This is a genomic window from Ramlibacter sp. (assembly GCF_013697775.1).
Classification (GTDB): Bacteria; Pseudomonadota; Gammaproteobacteria; order Burkholderiales; family Burkholderiaceae_C; genus Ramlibacter.
On sequence record NZ_JACCWG010000012.1, the window covers coordinates 1 to 15,354 of the forward strand.

Sequence of the window (15,354 nt, forward strand, 5' to 3'; positions counted from 1 at the left end):
GATCCGGCCAGCGCCTCGGCACGCGCCAGCGCGGCCAGGCCGCGGCGGATCAGCAGGTGGTCCCAGCGGCCGCGGTCCTGGTCGGACAGCAGCACCGGCTGGCCGCGGGCGTCGGTGCGCGCCTTGGTCCGCGAGGCCTGCAGTTCCATCAGCGCCGCCAGCCCGTGCACCTCGGCCTCGCGCGGCGCCAATTCGGCCAGCATGCGCGCGAGGCGGATGGCCTCGTCGGCCAGGGCCGGGCGCATCCAGTCGTCGCCCGAAGTGGCTGTGTAGCCTTCGTTGAACACCAGGTACGCCACCTCCAGCACCGAGCCGATGCGCCGGCGCAGTTCGTCGCCGCGCGGCACCTCGAACGGCACGCGCGCCTCGCTCAGGGTGCGCTTGGCGCGCACGATGCGCTGCGCGATGGTGGGCTCGGGCACCAGGAAGGCGCGCGCGATCTCGTGCGTGGTGAGGCCTCCCAGCAGCTTGAGCGTGAGCGCCACCCGCGCGTCGGTGGAGAGCACCGGATGGCAGGCAGTGAAGATCAGGCGCAGCAGGTCGTCGCCGATCTCGTCCTGCCGGGCGGCGTCGAGCGCGTCGACGAAGTCCGGCACGACCAGCGCCTCCTGCGCCTCCAGGTCGTGGCCGAGTTCCTCCAGCTTGTCGCCGCGCATCTTCAGGTGCCGCAGGTGGTCCAGCGCGCGGTTCTTGGCGGCCGTCATCAGCCAGGCGCCCGGCTTGTCCGGCACGCCCCGGGCCGGCCAGTGTTCCAGCGCCGACACCAGCGCGTCCTGCGCGAGTTCTTCCGCCACCCCGATGTCGCGCACCATGCGCGCCACCACCGCGACGATCTTGGCGGACTCCATGCGCCAGACGGCGGAGATGGTGTTGTGGGTGGCGGAATGCATCTGCGCGAGGTTACATCTGCTTGGGGGCTGCGGACATGTCCATGTACGCCAGTTCCCAGATGTGGCCATCGATGTCCTCGAAGCCGTGGCCGTACATGAAGCCGTGGTCCTGCGGCGGGTTGGGCACGCGGCCGCCGGCGGCCACTGCCTTGCGCACGAAGTCATCCACCTCGGCGCGGCTGTCGCACGACAGGCAGACCAGCACCTCGGTGCTCTTGCTGGTGTCCACGATGCTCTTCTTGGTGAAGGTCTGGAAGAACGGCTCGGCCAGCAGCATGGCGTAGACGTGGTTCTCGTCGATCACCATGCAGGCGCCCTGCTCGTTGGTGAACTGCGGATTGAAGGAGAAGCCCAGCGCGGCGAAGAACGCCTTGGAGCGCTCCAGGTTTTTCACGGGCAGGTTGACGAAGATCTGGCGGGACATGGTGATTCCTTTGAATGAAGAGAGAGAGGGAGAGCGCGAGGGGAGTTACTTCCTGGTGAGCTCGTTGAAGCGGTCGATCTCGCTCTTGGGCGCGATGTCCTTGAGGTCTTCCGCTTCGTACAGCGGGCGCACCTCGATTTCGCAGGTGGCGCCCTTGTTCACCGGGTTGGGGTAGCGGCGCGTCCATTCCAGGGCCTCTTCGCGGCTGCGCACCTGGATCAGCGTGTAGCCGGCGATCAATTCCTTGGACTCGGTGAACGGGCCGTCGATCACGCGGCGCGCGTCGCCTTCGTAGCGGATGCGCCAGCCCTTGCTGCTGGGCTGCAGGCCCGCCGCGTCGAGCAGCACGCCGGCCTTGGCCAGCTCCTCGTGGAAGGCGCCCATGGCCGCGAACATCTCGTCGACGTTCTCGGGAAAACGGCCGGCTTCGGTGTCGGGCGTGGCCTTGATGATGATCATGAACCGCATGTCTCGCTCCTTGCGTGGGTTGTGGGAAGGCGCGCATTTGCGCGCTTCAACCTCACGACGAAAGAGTGCGGCGGGAATCGACAGGCCGTCGACTCGGTAGAAACCCTGATCAGCCGCGCACCGAGCGCGTCCAGCTCTCGCCGGGGCGGCGCGCGCCCAAGTAGAGCCGGTCGGACCAGGTCGCCAGCCAGGTGGGCTGCGCGGCCACCAGCAGCGTCGCCACCACGCCGGTCAGCATGGCATCGATGAGCGCAACCATCAGCAGCGCGGGCGCCGCGTCGGCGCCGAGCGCATCGAAGCGGCCGGTCATGGCCTGGGCCGCCATTGCCGCGCCGAAGGTGCACGCCAGCGGCAGCAGGAAGGCGCGCCCGAGCAGATAGGACATCACGCGCGTGCCAAAGGCGGTGCGCACGGCGTGGCCGCCCAGCAGCCCCAGCGTGGCCGGCAGCACGCCATGCCAGAACGCTGCCGCCGCGGCGGCACCCGCATCCGCGTGGCCGGTGAGGACGCCGGCAACGCCAGTAAAGGCGAACAGCAGCACGGCCAGCGGCCAGCCCAGCGCGAGCAGCGCCAGGTTGGCGCCAAGCAAGCACAGCAGCGTGCCGATCGGCCCCTGCCACCACCACAACAGCGGCAGCGCGGTGCCCAGCAGCAGCAATGCCGGCAGCAGGGAATACGGGGAATCGAGCGCGAACAGCCGCCACGGCCGGACCCAGCACGCGGCGCCGACGGCCAGCGCAAGCAGGCAGATTTCCAGGAGATGGGGTGCCAGAACGCTCATGAGGCACCCATGCTGGGCGAAGGCCCGTGCGGGTCCTGTCAGCGTTTTTCCCACGCACCTGTGGGACGGTGCGCGGGGCAAGGGGCCGCTGCGACCTCAGGTGTAGCAGGGCCCGGTTTCGCGCACTTCCACCGTGGCCCACTGCGCTGCCGGGCAGTCGCGCGCGAATTCCAGCGCCTGCTCGCGCGTGTCGCAGTTCAGCAGGAAGAAGCCGCCGACCATCTCCTTGGCCTCGGCGAACGGGCCGTCCACCACGCCGGCGCGGCCCTCGCGCACCTGCACCCGTGCCCCACTTTCCTGCGAGCTGAGCGACGACGCCGCCAGCAGCACGCCGCGCTCCTTGAGCTCGTCGGTGTAGCGCAGCATGCGGTCGTACACCGCGTGGCCCTCGGCCTCGCTACGCGTCGCGCGCTGGCCGGGGTCTTCCACGATGAGAAGGATGTAGGGCATGGGGACTCCGTTGCAGGCCGCAGTGTACCGAGCGGTTGCTGGACATCGACGGCGGCATCGGGCAGACTTTAACAGGTCGATCGTCCTGTTTTCATCGCAACCATGAAGTACGTCTACCACCTCGCCGAGGAACAGAACTGGCCCACCATCCGCGTCGAGGGCCTGCTGTGCGCGAGCGACCTGGTGCGCCAGGCCGAGCTCGCGCAGCCGCAGCGCCTGGCCGCCGCGCGCCACCGCGACGCCAACCTGGTGCTGCCCGGCGGGCGCATGCTGCGCGACCAGAAGCCGATGCCGCCCGCGCGCCTGCGCACCTGCCTGGACGGCGGCTTCACACCCGGCGACTGGTACGCGCTACTGAACGGCAAGGTGTTCTTCTGGTGCGACGTCGAGCGGCTGAACCGCCACCGCGCCGCCTGCGCGGCCCGCGCCCAAGTGGTGATGGTGATGGACGCGCAGGCGCTGATCGCGGCCAACCCCGCGCGCGCCAGCGTGTCGCCGATCAACACCGGCTACGCGCTGCGGGTGCCGGCGCGGCGCGGCCTGTGGACCTTCGTGCCGGTGGAGCGCTGGCAGCGCGACGGATGGGAGAGCCACGCCGGGCACGGCACGCGGCGCGCCTCCACCCATCCGCCCGCCGAGCTCACGATCGACGGCTCGCTGCCCGACGCGGCGCGCTTCCTGGTCGACGCGTACTGGCTGGAGCCGGGGGCGCCATTCCGCTTGCCAGCTCCGCTGCCAGCCGCGCCAGCTGGCGACGGCACGCCTTGAGCGGCTCCGAAGCCTGCGCCGCCTTCGCCATGCCGATGGCGCCAGAGTAGCTGGCGACGATCATCAGCGCGAGGTCGTGCGCCTCGGCGCCGGACGCGGCCGCGCCGTCGGCCACCAGCTTGCGTTCCAGCGCCGTTGTCCACTCGGCGAACAGCGCCTGGATGGCCGGGCGGAAGTCGGGGTCGGGCGCGAGTTCCAGCGCCATGTTGTTCAGCGGGCAGCCCAGCACCGTGCCGCGCGCGTCGAGGCTCTGCGCGATGGAATCCATCACCGCCAGCACGCCGTCGAACGCGGTGCGCGCGCCGGCCACCGGTTGGGTCCAGGTGTCGTAGATGGTCTGCGCGATGCGCTCCTGGATCACCGCCAGGCCGATCGCCTTCTTGCTCGCGAAATGGTGGTGCAGCGCGCCGGGGCTGACTTCGGCCAGCGCGACGATGTCGTGCACGCTGGTGGCGTGGTAGCCGCCGGCCTGGAACGCCAGCGCCGCCACGTCGAGCACGCGCCGCCGCGTGCCCTCGGGATCGTTGGTGCGCTTTGCCGCCGTCTTCGCCACAGGTGCCCTTTCGCAGGGAAGTCTAACGCCGGGCTGGACAAGACTCGGTCCCGCGGGCGATACTAAAACAGGTCAATCATCCTGTTTTTAACATGCAACTCCAGCCAGCCGAAGCCCCTTCCTCAAGCTCCCTCATCAGCCCTGTCGTCGACCTGCGGCAGTACACGCTGCATCCCGGCACGCGCGACCGCTTCGTGGAACTGTTCGACACCCAGTTCGTGGAGACGCAGGAGGAGGTCGGCATCCGGCTGATCGGCCAGTTCCGCGACCTGGGCGACCCGAACCGCTTCGTCTGGCTGCGCGGCTACCCGGACATGCCGGCCCGGCAGCGCGCGCTGCACGCCTTCTACGTGGAAGGCCGTGCGTGGAAGGAGCACGCCGAGGCGGCGCGCGCGATGATGATCGACAGCAGCGACGTGCTGATGCTCAGGCCCGTGGACGCCGCCGCCGCGTTCCGCCTGGAGCCGCCGGCGCGGCGTCCGGCACTGGTGGCGCCGGTGCCCGACGGGATGGTGCTGGCGAGCATCCACCACGTGAGCGCGGCAACCACCGCGGCGTTCGCCGCCTTCTACCGCGAGCAGGCGCTGCCGCAGCTGCTGGCCGCCGGCGGCAGGCTGCTGGGCCTGTTCGCCACCGAGCACAGCCCGAACAACTTTCCGCGCCACCCGGTGCGCGAAGGCGAGAACGTGCTGGTGTCCTTCATCGGCTTCGACGGCCTGCAGCACTACCACCAGCACCTGCACGCGCTGGGCGGCAGCCGGCACTGGGGCGACGACGTGTACCCTGCGCTCACCCGCCAGCTGCTGATGCCGCCGCAGCTGCTGCGGCTGTCACCCACTTCGCGCTCGCAACTGCGCTGACACAAAGAGCGCCGACACCATGACCCAACCGCCCGACACCATCACCCTCTATTCGGCGCCGCTCAGCATGTTCGGCATGAAGGCGGAGATCGCGCTGCTGGAAAAAGGACTGGCGCCGGATGTCGTCATGGTGCCGTTCGATGCGCACGACATGTACCGGCCCAAGCACCCGGAGGTGCTGCGCGTCAACCCGAAGCAGCAGGTGCCGGTGCTGCTGCACGGCACCGTGGAGATCTTCGACTCCACGCAGATCTTCGAGTACCTGGAAGACTTGCGGCCCGAACCGCCGCTGTGGCCGCGCGGCGCCGGCGCGCGCGCATTGGCGCGCCAGCGCGAGCAGATGGCCGACGAGGTGTACTTCCCGTTCGTCATCCGGCTGATGTTCCTGCGCCGCGACCAGGAACCCGAGGCGGTGGCTGAAGCCACGGAAGGCGCGCGGGCGTTCTACCACCGCGCCGAACAGTGGCTGGCGGATGGCGAGCGCACGGGGGGCTACCTGTGCGGCGCGCATTCGTACGCCGACATCGCCCTGTACATGGCGGCGCTGTTCGGCGAGCGCCACCAGGCCGGCATGACGCAGGCCACGCCGAAGCTGCTGGCCTGGCGCGAGCGCATGACGGCGCGCCCGGCCGTGAAGCTGGTGGTCATGCGGATCGCGCAGTGGCTGCGTGCCGCGGGCCGGCCGGTGCCGGCATCGCTGGCGGACCGTCCGGGAGGCGACTAGACCTTGGAAAAATCCGGCCGGCGCTTTTCCATGAAGGCGGTGAAGGCCTCGCGCGCGGCCGGCTCGCGCAGCATGCGGCCGAAGCTGGCGCCCTCTTCGGCCATGCGCTCCAGCACCGCGCCCTGCTGCGTCTTCTTCATCAGGCGCTTGGTTTCCACCAGCGCCGACAGCGGCTTGGCGGCCAGCTTGGCGGCCTGTGCCTGCGCATAGCCGTTGGCCTCGGTGGGTGGCAGCACGCGGTTGACCAGCCCCACTTCCAGCGCCGCTTCCGCCATGAACGGCTCGCCCAGCAGCAGCGCTTCGGCCGCGCGGTGGTAGCCCAGCATCTGCGGCACCAGCAGGCTGGAGGCCGCTTCCGGGCACAGGCCCAGGTTGACGAAGGGCATGGAGAAGGCCGCGTTGTCGCCGGCGTAGACCAGGTCGCAGTGCAGCAGCATGGTGGTGCCGATGCCCACCGCCGGTCCGCACACCGCGGCAATCAACGGCTTCGGGAAGGCCGCGAGGTTGTGCAGGAAACGGAACACCGGCGAGTCCTGGCCGGCCGGCGGCTGGTTCAGGAAATCGCCCAGGTCGTTGCCCGCGCTGAACACGGTTGCATGGCCTTGCAGCACGACCACGCGCGTGGCCGCGTCGTCGCGCGCCGCCGCCAGCGCGTCTGCCATGGCGCCGTACATGGCCTGGGTGATCGCGTTCTTGCGGTCCAGGCGGTTCAGCGTGATGGTGATGACGCCGGCATCGGCATGGATCAGGACTTCTTCGCTCATGGTGTTTGTGCTCCTCTGTGTTCCCGCGATGTGTTCCCGCAATCTCAGACCCGCTCGAAGATGCCGGCCGCGCCCTGGCCCATGCCCACGCACATGGTGACCATTCCGTACTTCAGCTTGTTGCGGCGCAGCGCGTGCACCACGGTGGCCGAGCGGATCGCGCCGGTGGCGCCCAGCGGATGGCCGAGCGCGATGGCGCCGCCCATCGGGTTGACCTTGCCGGCGTCCAGGCCGAGGGTGCGGATAACGGCGAGCGACTGCGCCGCGAAGGCCTCGTTCAGCTCGATCCAGTCCATGTCGTCCTGCTTCAGGCCGGCGTTCTTCAGCGCCGCCGGAATCGCCTCGATCGGACCGATCCCCATGATGTGCGGCGGCACGCCGCGGCTGGCGTAGCTGACGAAGCGCGCCAGCGGCGTCAGGCCGAAGCGCTTGAGCGCGGCCTCGCTCACCAGGATCAGCGTGCCCGCGCCGTCGGAGGTCTGCGAGCTGTTGCCCGCCGTCACGCTGCCGCGCGCGGCGAACACCGGCTTGAGCCGGGCCAGCGCCTCGGGCGTGGTGTCGGGCCGCGCGCCTTCGTCCAGCTGCACGGTGCGCTTGCGCACCGCCACTTCGGCGGTGTCGAGGTCCACGCTGCGGTCGGACACCTCCACCGGCGTCATCTCGTCGGCGAAGGCGCCGGCCTTCATCGCCTCGACCGCCTTGCGGTGCGAGTGGTAGGCGAAATCGTCCTGCGCCTCGCGGCTGACGTTCCACTGGCGCGCGACCTTTTCGCCCGTGAGGCCCATGCCGTAGGCGATGCCGTAGTTGTCGATGTCGTCCAGGTCGGTGAACACGCTGGGCGACAGCGAGGGCGAGTTGCCCATCATCGGCACCAGGCTCATGCTCTCGGTGCCGGCGGCGATGAGGACGTCGGCCTCGCCCACGCGGATGCGGTCGGCGGCCATCTGCACGGCCGACAGGCCCGACGCGCAAAAGCGGTTGACGGTGATGCCGCCCACGCTCTTGGGCAGGCCCGCCAGCACCGCGCCCATGCGCGCCACGTTCAGGCCCTGCTGCGCCTCCGGAATCGCGCAGCCGCAGATGATGTCCTCGATCGCATGCGGATCGAGCGTCGGCACCTGCGCCAGCGCCGAGCGCAGCACGGTGGCCAGCAGGTCGTCGGGCCGCATGTTGCGGAAATACCCCTTGTGCGACCGCCCGATCGGCGAACGGGTGGCGGCGACGATGTAGGCGTCCTGGATCTGTTTCAAAGGAATGCTCCTTGCGTGTTCTGTCTCTATCTCTTACTCCCTCTCCCGCGAGCGGGAGTAAGGCGGGGAGCCGGTGCTGCTGCGCATGGCACGCGATCTCAGTTCCGAACCGGCTTGCCCGTGTTCAGCATCCCCAGAATCCGCTCGTGCGTCTTCGGGTGCTGTACCAGTTCGCAGAAGGCGCGGCGCTCAAGGGTCATGAGGTATTCCTCGGTCACCAGGGTGTTGGTGTCCACGTCGCCGCCGGTCAGCACGTTGGCGACCAGGCTGGCGATGTGGAAGTCGTGCGCGCTGATGAAGCCGCCGTCGCGCATGTTCACCAGCTGCCCTTGGATCGTCGCCTTGGCGCTGCGGCCGGCCACCGGGAACTTGCGCTTGTGCGGCGCGCGCCAGCCCGCCTCGTGCATCGCCTTGGCTTCGCGTAAAGCCACGTACAGCAGTTCGTCCTTGTTCGGCACCACGATGTCGCTGTCCAGCAGGTAGCCGAGCTTGCGCGACTCCAGCGCGCTGGTGCCCACCTTGGCCATGGCCGCGGCGGTGAAGCCTTCGGTCAGGAATTTCAGCAGGTCGCCGTCGGTGCTTGTGGCGGCGTTCTCCGCCGCGCGCCGCGCGATGTAGGTCAACCCGCCCGCGCCCGGCACCAGGCCGACGCCGACTTCCACCAGGCCGATGTAGCTTTCCATCGCCACCACGCGCTTCGCCGAATGCACGGCCAGCTCGCAGCCGCCGCCCAGCGCCAGGCCGCGGACGGCCGACACCACCGGTACGGCCGCGTAGCGCAGGCGCAGCATGGTCTGCTGCAGGAAACCTTCGGCATCCTCGATGGCGGCGACGCCGACCGCGATGTACGCCGGCAGCATCGACTGCAGGTCGGCACCGGCGCTGAACGGCTCGTCGCCCGGCCAGACCACCAGGCCCTGGTAGTCGCGCTCGGCGATCTCGATGGCCTGCTGCAGGCCTTCGGCCACCTGCGGGCTGATGACGTGCATCTTGGTCTTGATGCTGGCAATGGCGATCTCGCCCTCCAGCGTCCAGATGCGGATGTGTTCGTCCTCGTGCAAGGTGGTGCCCGCGCTCTGGTGGCGCGAGCCGGCCTCGCCCAGCAGCAGCTCTGGAAACAGCTGCCTGCGGTACACCGGCAGCACGCGGCGCGGCTCGAAGCGGCCGACCGCCGGATTCCAGGAGCCTTCGGCCGTGTGCACGCCGCCGGCCTCGGCCACCGGCCCCTTGAACACCCACTCGGGCAGCGGCGCTTTCGACAGCGCGTGCCCGGCATCGATGTCTTCCTGGATCCACTGCGCCACCTGCAGCCAGCCCGCTTCCTGCCACAGCTCGAACGGGCCCTGCTTCATGCCGAAGCCCCAGCGCATCGCCAGGTCGACGTCGCGCGCGGTTTCGGCGATGGTCGCCAGGTGCACGGCCGCGTAATGGAAGCTGTTGCGCAGGATCGCCCACAGGAAGCGCCCCTGCGGGCCGGTGGCGTTGCGCAGCAGCTTCAGCCGCTCGCCCGCGGGCTTTTTCAGCATGCGCGCATAGACCTCGTCGGCCTTCTCACCGGCCGGCACGTAGTCCTTGCGCTGCGCATCGAAGCGCAGGATATCGCGCCCCGCCTTCTTGTAGAAACCGGCCTTGGCCTTCTGGCCGAGGTAGCCCTTCTCCAGCAGCGTCTTCAGCACCTCGGGTGTGCCGAAGCTCGGATAGAACGGATCGGTTTCCTCGCTCAGGTTGTCCTGCAGCGTCTTGATGACGTGCGCCATGGTGTCCAGGCCCACCACGTCCGCCGTGCGGAAGGTGCCCGACGCGGCGCGGCCCAGCTTCTTGCCGGTGAGGTCGTCCACCACATCGAAGGTCAGGCCGAAGCGCTCGACCTCGCGCATGGTGCCCAGCATGCCGGCAATGCCCACGCGGTTGGCGATGAAGTTGGGCGTGTCCTTGGCGCGCACCACGCCCTTGCCCAGGCCGCTGGTGACGAAGGTCTCCAGCTGGTCCAGGATCTCCGGGCGCGTCGTCGGCGTGGCGATCAGCTCCACCAGGTACATGTACCTGGGAGGATTGAAGAAGTGGATGCCGCAAAAGCGCGGCTTGATCTCCTCGGGCAGCGCTTCCGACAGCTTGGTGATCGACAGGCCCGAGGTGTTGGACGCCACGATGGCGTGCGGCGCGACGAAAGGCGCAATCTTCTTGTAGAGATCCAGCTTCCAGCCCATGCGCTCGGCGATCGCCTCGATCACCAGGTCGCAGCCGCGCAGCTGTTCCAGGTCGTCCTCGTAGTTCGCCTGCACGATCAGCGCGGCGTCTTCCGCCACGCCCAGCGGCGACGGCTTCAACTTCTTCAGTCCGTCCACCGCCTTGGCGACGGTGCCGTTCTTCGGGCCTTCCTTGGCCGGCAGGTCGAACAGCACCACCGGCACCTGCACGTTGACCAGATGCGCCGCGATCTGCGCGCCCATCACGCCGGCGCCCAGCACGGCGACCTTCTTCACCTGGAATTGGCTCATGTTCTTCTCCGCCCTTTCGTTCCCGGCCGCCGTGGCGGCGGCGCGTTCATCGCGATCCTTGTACACGCAAACTCTCCTGAGTGTGTTCGTCCAGAAATGCCAGCACCGCCGGCAGGTAGCGCCCGGGTTCGTCGCGCATTCCGTGGGTGTGCTCCGCGCGCTCCAGCACCAGGCGCGTCAGCGGCGTGGTGGCGGGCGCCGCGGCCTGCAGCTCGTCGCCGAACGCCACCGGCGTCCAGCGGTCGGCCTTGCTGTGAATGAGCAGCACGGGCACGCCGGGCTTCGCATGGGCCAGTTGCGCGACCGGGCGCAGCCGCCGCTCGGCGGCCGGCGCGGCCAGGCGCATGGCCTGCAGCACCGCGTGCGCGAAGGGATAGACCTTCCAGAATTGCGGCAGCGAGGGCGAGCAGCCCTCGGCGACGACGCTGTCGTACGGAAACGCCGCATCGCCAATGGCGTTGAGCGTGTTCATCGCGCCGAACGATGCCGCCAGCGCATGCACCGGCAGCCCGGGAAAGCGCACGCGCGCCCAGCGGCCGGCGGCCAGCGCGTCCTGCGGGTAGCCGAAGTTGGTCGACGGGCTTTCGCCGAAGCCGTTGAAGTCGAACGCCAGCACGTGCCAGCCGGCGGCGAGCAGCGCATCCGCATGGCCATGGCGCAGCCAGAAGCCCTTGGCCGCGAGTCCCATCGGGTGCGCGCAGACCACCACGCCGCGCGCGCCGGGGGCCAGCTTGAGCACGGCCGCGAGCCGGCTGCCGCTGGGGCTGTCGATCGCCACGCGTTCCCAGCCGTCGCGCGCCACGTCGGCCGGCCAGCGCCAGGTCTTCATGAAGCGGCCGAAGAACGGCTTTTTCAGCTGGTGGTGCCAGAACCAGTGCCTCACTGCACGCGCACCCAGGTCTGGGTGCGGCCGAACGGGCCGAAGGAGCCGCGCACGTCGAGCTTGGCGCCGCCGTCGGTGGGCGTCAGGCGCAGCGTGTACTCGCGGCCGTTCTCCGGGTCGAGGATCTTGCCGCCTTCCCAAACGTCCTTGCCTTCGGCCTTGCGCACGCCGCGGATGATCTCCAGGCCCTGCATCGGCTTGCCCTTGCGGTCGTCCTTGCATTCGTCGCACACGGCATCGGGCTTGGCGTCCTTCACAAGGCGCTTTTCGACGCGGCCGGACAGCACGCCGCCGTTGTCCACGACGCGGATCTCGGCCTTGGCCTCGCCGGTCTTGTCGTCGATGTTGCGCCACAGGCCCACCGGGGTGGCCTGGGCGAAAGCCGCATTGGCGGCCAGCAGCAATGCAGTGGTCAGGAGCTGTTTCATGTGCATCACGCCAGCGCGGCGTCCGTGTCCAGCAGCACCTTGGCGCCGCTTCGCGCGGTGCGCATCAGCATCGCCGTCTCGGGGAACAGGCGGGCGAAGTAGAAGCGCGCCGTCTGCAGCTTGCCCTGGTAGAACGGGTCGGTGTTGCCGGCCTCGATTTCGCGCAGCGCCACCTGCGCCATGCGCGCCCAGAAGTAGCCGAACACCAGGTGGCCCAGCACGCGCAGGTAGTCCACCGAAGCGGCGCCCGCTTCGTCGGGATTCTGGAACGCCTTGAAGCCGATCTCGGTGGTGAACTTGGTGAGCTGGTCGCCCAGGTACGCCACCGGGTTGATGAACTCGGCCATCTTCTCGTTGACGCCCTCTTCCTCCACCAGCTGCGCGATCAGCTTGCCGAACTTCTTCAGGGTGGAGCCGTTGTTGCCCAGCACCTTGCGGCCCAGCAGGTCCAGCGACTGGATGGTGTTGGTGCCTTCGTAGATCATGTTGATGCGCGCATCGCGCACGAACTGCTCCATGCCCCACTCGCGGATATAGCCGTGCCCGCCGAACACCTGCAGGCAGCTGGAGGTCGCGGTCCAGGCGTTGTCGCTCAGGAATGCCTTCACGATCGGCGTGAGCAGCGCCACCAGGTCGGCGGCTTCGGCGCGGACCTTCTCGTCGGGGTGACTGAGCTCGCGGTCGATCAGGAGCGCCGAATACATCACCAGCGCGCGGCCGCCTTCGGCGTACGCCTTGGCGGTCAGCAGCATCTTGCGCACATCGGGGTGCACGATGATCGGGTCGGCCGGCTTGCTCTTGTCCTTGGGGCCCGACAGGCTGCGCATCTGGATGCGGTCCTTGGCGTAGGCCAGCGCGTTCTGGTAGGCCACCTCGGTCAGGCCGATGGACTGGCCGCCCACGCCGATGCGCGCGGCGTTCATCATCACGAACATCGCGGGCAGGCCCTTGTTGGGTTCGCCCACCAGCGTGCCGACCGCGTCTTCCAGCACGATCTGCGCCGTGGCGTTGCCGTGGATGCCCATCTTGTGCTCCAGGCCGCCGCACCAGATGCCGTTGCGCGTGCCCAGCGAGCCGTCGGCGTTCACGTTGAACTTGGGCACGGCGAACAGGCTGATGCCCTTGCTGCCCTGCGGCGCGTCCGGCAGGCGGGCCAGCACCAGGTGCACGATGTTCGGGGCGAGGTCGTGCTCGCCGCTGGAGATGAAGATCTTGTTGCCGGTGATGCGGTAGCTGCCGTCGGCCTGCGGCTCGGCCTTGGAGCGCAGCATGCCGAGGTCGGTGCCGCAGTGCGGCTCGGTCAGGCACATGGTGCCGGTCCACTCGCCGCTGACCAGCTTGGGCAAATACAGCTTCTTCTGCTCGGGCGTGCCGTGCGCATGCAGCGCCTCGTAGGCGGCGTAGGTCAGGCCCGGGTACATGGTCCACGCCTGGTTGGCGCTGTTCAACATTTCCATGATGGCCTGGTTGACCGTGAGCGGCAGGCCCTGGCCGCCGAACTCGGGGTCGCAGGCCAGCGCGGGCCAGCCGCCTTCCACGTACTTGGCGTAGGCGGCCTTGAAGCCGGCGGGCGTGGTGACTTCGTGCGTGGCCTGGTCCAGCGTGCAGCCCTGCTCGTCGCCGATGGCGTTGATCGGCGCGGTGACCTCGGCGCAGAACTTGCCGCCTTCCTCCAGCACCGCGTTCACCGTGTCGACGTCGACCTCGGCGTGGCGCGGCATGGCCTTGTATTCGTCGGTGACCTTCAGCACTTCGTGCATCACGAACTGCAGGTCGCGCAGGGGCGGGGTGTAGCTGGGCATGGTTACTCCTTGGCGGCGTGGGCGGCGGGTGTGGGTTGGGTGTCGGGGATGACAGCGCCGTAGCGCTGCACGATGTGTTCGAAGCCGGTGTTGGCGCGGGCGATGGAGCCCGGTGTCTGCAGGAAGCGGGCCTCGTAATGCAGGGCGAGGATCAGGCCGTGGATCTCGAACAGCATCTGGTCCTCGTCGACGTCGGCACGCAGGTGGCCTTCGTCCTTGGCGATGGTGATGGTGCGGCGCATGGCGGCATGCCAGGTGCGCACCGAGCCGGCCAGCGCCTCGCGCACGGGGCCGGGCCGGTCGTCGAATTCGACGGCGCCGCTGATGTAGATGCAGCCCGAATCGATTTCCACCGAGGTGCGCTGCATCCAGTTGGCGAAGATGGCGCGCAGCCGCGGCAGGCCGCGTTCGGAGCCCAGCGCCGGGTAAAACACTTCCTGCTCGAAACGGGTGTGGTACTCGCGCACCACGGAGATCTGCAGTTCCTCACGCGAGCCGAAGTGGGCGAACACGCCTGACTTGCTCATGCCCGCCACTTCGGCCAGGGCGCCGATGGACAGCCCCTCCAGCCCGATCTGCGTGGCCAGCCCGAGCGCCGCATCGACGATGGCAGCCTTGGTCTGCTGGCCCTTCTGCAAGGCGCGCCCGCCGCGGGCGCGGCCCGGCTTCACGGGGAGTTCGGTGACGGACATGGTTTTGCGCAAGAAAAGAACGAACGGTCGTTCTATTTTGCGATGAAACCTTCGAACAACGGCTGGGGTTGCAGGTTTTATTTGTAACGACGAAAGTGCCGGGCAGCCGGCACTCCGATGTCAGGCGTGCCGGCGACAGGCGACGGAGCCAAAATCAGGCCACCTGCGCACGGGCTGCTTCAACTCAGCATTACAATATGGACCCCAAAATCAGCGAGGTCTGTATTCGTTCTCTTGAGATATTCCAGTCCGCGAAGTGGGCATGGATGAGCATATTTTTGGCTTTTTTGGTGGGGGGAAGCACCCTCCATGCGCCGCATCCCTTGCTGCTTTGCGTACTCGCCCTCCTTGGGTTGAGCATCGCTCTGTTTGAGCCGATTCAATTGAGGACGATGCTGCGCAAGCATCGCGTGCTTTTGAGCGCCAGCTTGGTCGTGGCTGCATGCCTGCTTGTCTCCGCGTTGTACTGGCAATCGCATCCTCGCCCGGCAGAGTGGCTTGCGGCGTCACAAGGCGGCCTGTTGCTGTGCATAACCCCCTTTGCATTTCTGTTGCGCCGGGATCGCGGCTTGCGCACGCTGGTCCTGGTCGTCGCCTGCGGCGTCAGTCTTTGGCATGTGTTCGCCTTGCCCATCGAGGCGGTGAGCGGGACACGAATGAGCTGGAGCACCGTGCCTTTGCTCGCGCGCGACGTTGGTCCGCTTCATTTTCAGGCAGCCGGCCTGGCGGAACAGAGCTACTTCTTTCCAGGGCTTCTGCTTGCGGTTTTCTACTTGGCCTGGGGTGCGGTCGCAAGCACCGCCCGGTTCGGCGAAACACAGGGGGGACGCCGGGCACTGCGTGCTGCGGCATTGGTCTGGTTGGTGGTCATTTCCTGCATCCAGTCGCGCAGCGCACTTGCCGGCGCATCCGCCTCAACGGCTGTCCTGCTCTTCAGTGGCCCCGCGGCACTGCGAGGCAGGATACGGTGGCTAGTCCTCTACACAGGTCTGACTGAAGTTGACCCCTTTTCACGGACACCTTACCGTAACGGTAGAAGGAGTCCGAAGTGCCCAAATCAAAGCCGCCGTACCCGGCGGAATTTCGTCAGCAGATCATTGAACTTGCGCGCGCTGGCAG

General features: G+C 68.4%; 16 protein-coding genes. 3 read left to right on the forward strand and 13 right to left on the reverse strand.

Annotated elements, in window-relative coordinates:
• From H0U68_RS00690 to H0U68_RS00715, 6 genes are all read right to left on the reverse strand, one after another.
• Positions 1-890, reverse strand: an 890-nt coding sequence (locus H0U68_RS00690) for a sigma-70 family RNA polymerase sigma factor (RefSeq protein WP_296352138.1), incomplete at its 3' end; no start/stop codon positions are given.
• A 10-nt stretch (positions 891-900) separates the two neighbouring features.
• On the reverse strand, positions 901-1,314 hold the full coding sequence (locus H0U68_RS00695; RefSeq protein ID WP_296352140.1) for a VOC family protein: 414 nt from the start codon (positions 1,312-1,314) through the stop codon (positions 901-903).
• A 45-nt stretch (positions 1,315-1,359) separates the two neighbouring features.
• Positions 1,360-1,782, reverse strand: a complete 423-nt coding sequence (locus tag H0U68_RS00700) for a YciI family protein (protein ID WP_296352142.1) — start codon at positions 1,780-1,782, stop codon at positions 1,360-1,362.
• A 109-nt stretch (positions 1,783-1,891) separates the two neighbouring features.
• A complete protein-coding gene (locus tag H0U68_RS00705) occupies positions 1,892-2,563 on the reverse strand; it encodes a hypothetical protein (protein WP_296352144.1) in 672 nt (223 codons plus the stop codon).
• Between the two features lie 96 nt (positions 2,564-2,659).
• Positions 2,660-3,013 carry a YciI family protein gene (locus H0U68_RS00710; protein ID WP_296352146.1) on the reverse strand — a complete coding sequence of 118 codons (354 nt, stop codon included), beginning with the start codon at positions 3,011-3,013 and terminating at the stop codon, positions 2,660-2,662.
• A 640-nt stretch (positions 3,014-3,653) separates the two neighbouring features.
• Positions 3,654-4,334 carry a TetR/AcrR family transcriptional regulator gene (locus H0U68_RS00715; RefSeq protein ID WP_296352148.1) on the reverse strand — a complete coding sequence of 227 codons (681 nt, stop codon included), beginning with the start codon at positions 4,332-4,334 and terminating at the stop codon, positions 3,654-3,656.
• A 92-nt stretch (positions 4,335-4,426) separates the two neighbouring features.
• On the opposite strand from H0U68_RS00715, the gene H0U68_RS00720 reads away from it, so the two are divergent.
• Together H0U68_RS00720 and H0U68_RS00725 are read left to right on the forward strand one after the other, a co-directional pair.
• The gene (locus H0U68_RS00720; protein WP_296352150.1) at positions 4,427-5,194 is read left to right on the forward strand and encodes an NIPSNAP family protein; all 768 of its coding nucleotides are present in this window, start codon (positions 4,427-4,429) and stop codon (positions 5,192-5,194) included.
• A gap of 19 nt (positions 5,195-5,213) precedes the next feature.
• Positions 5,214-5,918, forward strand: coding sequence for a glutathione S-transferase family protein (locus H0U68_RS00725; protein ID WP_296352152.1), 705 nt, complete (start codon positions 5,214-5,216; stop codon positions 5,916-5,918).
• On the opposite strand, the gene H0U68_RS00730 is transcribed toward H0U68_RS00725, so the two are convergent.
• From H0U68_RS00730 to H0U68_RS00760, 7 genes are all read right to left on the reverse strand, one after another.
• A complete protein-coding gene (locus H0U68_RS00730; RefSeq protein ID WP_296352154.1) occupies positions 5,915-6,682 on the reverse strand; it encodes an enoyl-CoA hydratase in 768 nt (255 codons plus the stop codon). The two genes, H0U68_RS00725 and H0U68_RS00730, sit on opposite strands and share 4 nt — an antisense overlap.
• A gap of 44 nt (positions 6,683-6,726) precedes the next feature.
• Positions 6,727-7,932, reverse strand: a complete 1,206-nt coding sequence (locus tag H0U68_RS00735; protein ID WP_296352157.1) for an acetyl-CoA C-acyltransferase — start codon at positions 7,930-7,932, stop codon at positions 6,727-6,729.
• A 98-nt stretch (positions 7,933-8,030) separates the two neighbouring features.
• Positions 8,031-10,430: a 3-hydroxyacyl-CoA dehydrogenase/enoyl-CoA hydratase family protein gene (locus tag H0U68_RS00740; protein ID WP_296352159.1), complete on the reverse strand. Its 2,400-nt coding sequence runs from the start codon at positions 10,428-10,430 to the stop codon at positions 8,031-8,033.
• A gap of 46 nt (positions 10,431-10,476) precedes the next feature.
• Positions 10,477-11,313 carry an alpha/beta hydrolase gene (locus tag H0U68_RS00745; RefSeq protein ID WP_296352161.1) on the reverse strand — a complete coding sequence of 279 codons (837 nt, stop codon included), beginning with the start codon at positions 11,311-11,313 and terminating at the stop codon, positions 10,477-10,479.
• Positions 11,310-11,741, reverse strand: a complete 432-nt coding sequence (locus H0U68_RS00750; RefSeq protein WP_296352163.1) for a DUF2147 domain-containing protein — start codon at positions 11,739-11,741, stop codon at positions 11,310-11,312. The genes H0U68_RS00745 and H0U68_RS00750 overlap by 4 nt, the downstream gene beginning before the upstream one ends.
• 5 nt (positions 11,742-11,746) lie before the next feature.
• The gene (locus H0U68_RS00755; RefSeq protein WP_296352166.1) at positions 11,747-13,543 is read right to left on the reverse strand and encodes an acyl-CoA dehydrogenase C-terminal domain-containing protein; all 1,797 of its coding nucleotides are present in this window, start codon (positions 13,541-13,543) and stop codon (positions 11,747-11,749) included.
• A gap of 2 nt (positions 13,544-13,545) precedes the next feature.
• Positions 13,546-14,235 carry a TetR/AcrR family transcriptional regulator gene (locus H0U68_RS00760; protein WP_296352168.1) on the reverse strand — a complete coding sequence of 230 codons (690 nt, stop codon included), beginning with the start codon at positions 14,233-14,235 and terminating at the stop codon, positions 13,546-13,548.
• A gap of 197 nt (positions 14,236-14,432) precedes the next feature.
• Between H0U68_RS00760 and H0U68_RS00765 the strand changes: the two genes are divergently transcribed.
• Positions 14,433-15,354: hypothetical protein (locus tag H0U68_RS00765; protein ID WP_296352170.1), on the forward strand; the 922-nt coding region annotated here is incomplete at its 3' end.

Excerpts from the sequence above, each read along its gene's own strand:
- H0U68_RS00695 (WP_296352140.1), bottom strand. The coding sequence starts at position 1,314 with ATGTCCCGCCAGATCTTCGTCAACCTGCCCGTGAAAAACCTGGAGCGC.
- H0U68_RS00700 (WP_296352142.1), bottom strand. The coding sequence starts at position 1,782 with ATGCGGTTCATGATCATCATCAAGGCCACGCCCGACACCGAAGCCGGC.
- H0U68_RS00705 (WP_296352144.1), bottom strand. The coding sequence starts at position 2,563 with ATGAGCGTTCTGGCACCCCATCTCCTGGAAATCTGCCTGCTTGCGCTG.
- H0U68_RS00710 (WP_296352146.1), bottom strand. The coding sequence starts at position 3,013 with ATGCCCTACATCCTTCTCATCGTGGAAGACCCCGGCCAGCGCGCGACG.
- H0U68_RS00720 (WP_296352150.1), top strand. The coding sequence starts at position 4,427 with ATGCAACTCCAGCCAGCCGAAGCCCCTTCCTCAAGCTCCCTCATCAGC.
- H0U68_RS00725 (WP_296352152.1), top strand. The coding sequence starts at position 5,214 with ATGACCCAACCGCCCGACACCATCACCCTCTATTCGGCGCCGCTCAGC.
- H0U68_RS00730 (WP_296352154.1), bottom strand. The coding sequence starts at position 6,682 with ATGAGCGAAGAAGTCCTGATCCATGCCGATGCCGGCGTCATCACCATC.
- H0U68_RS00740 (WP_296352159.1), bottom strand. The coding sequence starts at position 10,430 with ATGAGCCAATTCCAGGTGAAGAAGGTCGCCGTGCTGGGCGCCGGCGTG.
- H0U68_RS00750 (WP_296352163.1), bottom strand. The coding sequence starts at position 11,741 with ATGAAACAGCTCCTGACCACTGCATTGCTGCTGGCCGCCAATGCGGCT.
- H0U68_RS00755 (WP_296352166.1), bottom strand. The coding sequence starts at position 13,543 with ATGCCCAGCTACACCCCGCCCCTGCGCGACCTGCAGTTCGTGATGCAC.
- H0U68_RS00760 (WP_296352168.1), bottom strand. The coding sequence starts at position 14,235 with ATGTCCGTCACCGAACTCCCCGTGAAGCCGGGCCGCGCCCGCGGCGGG.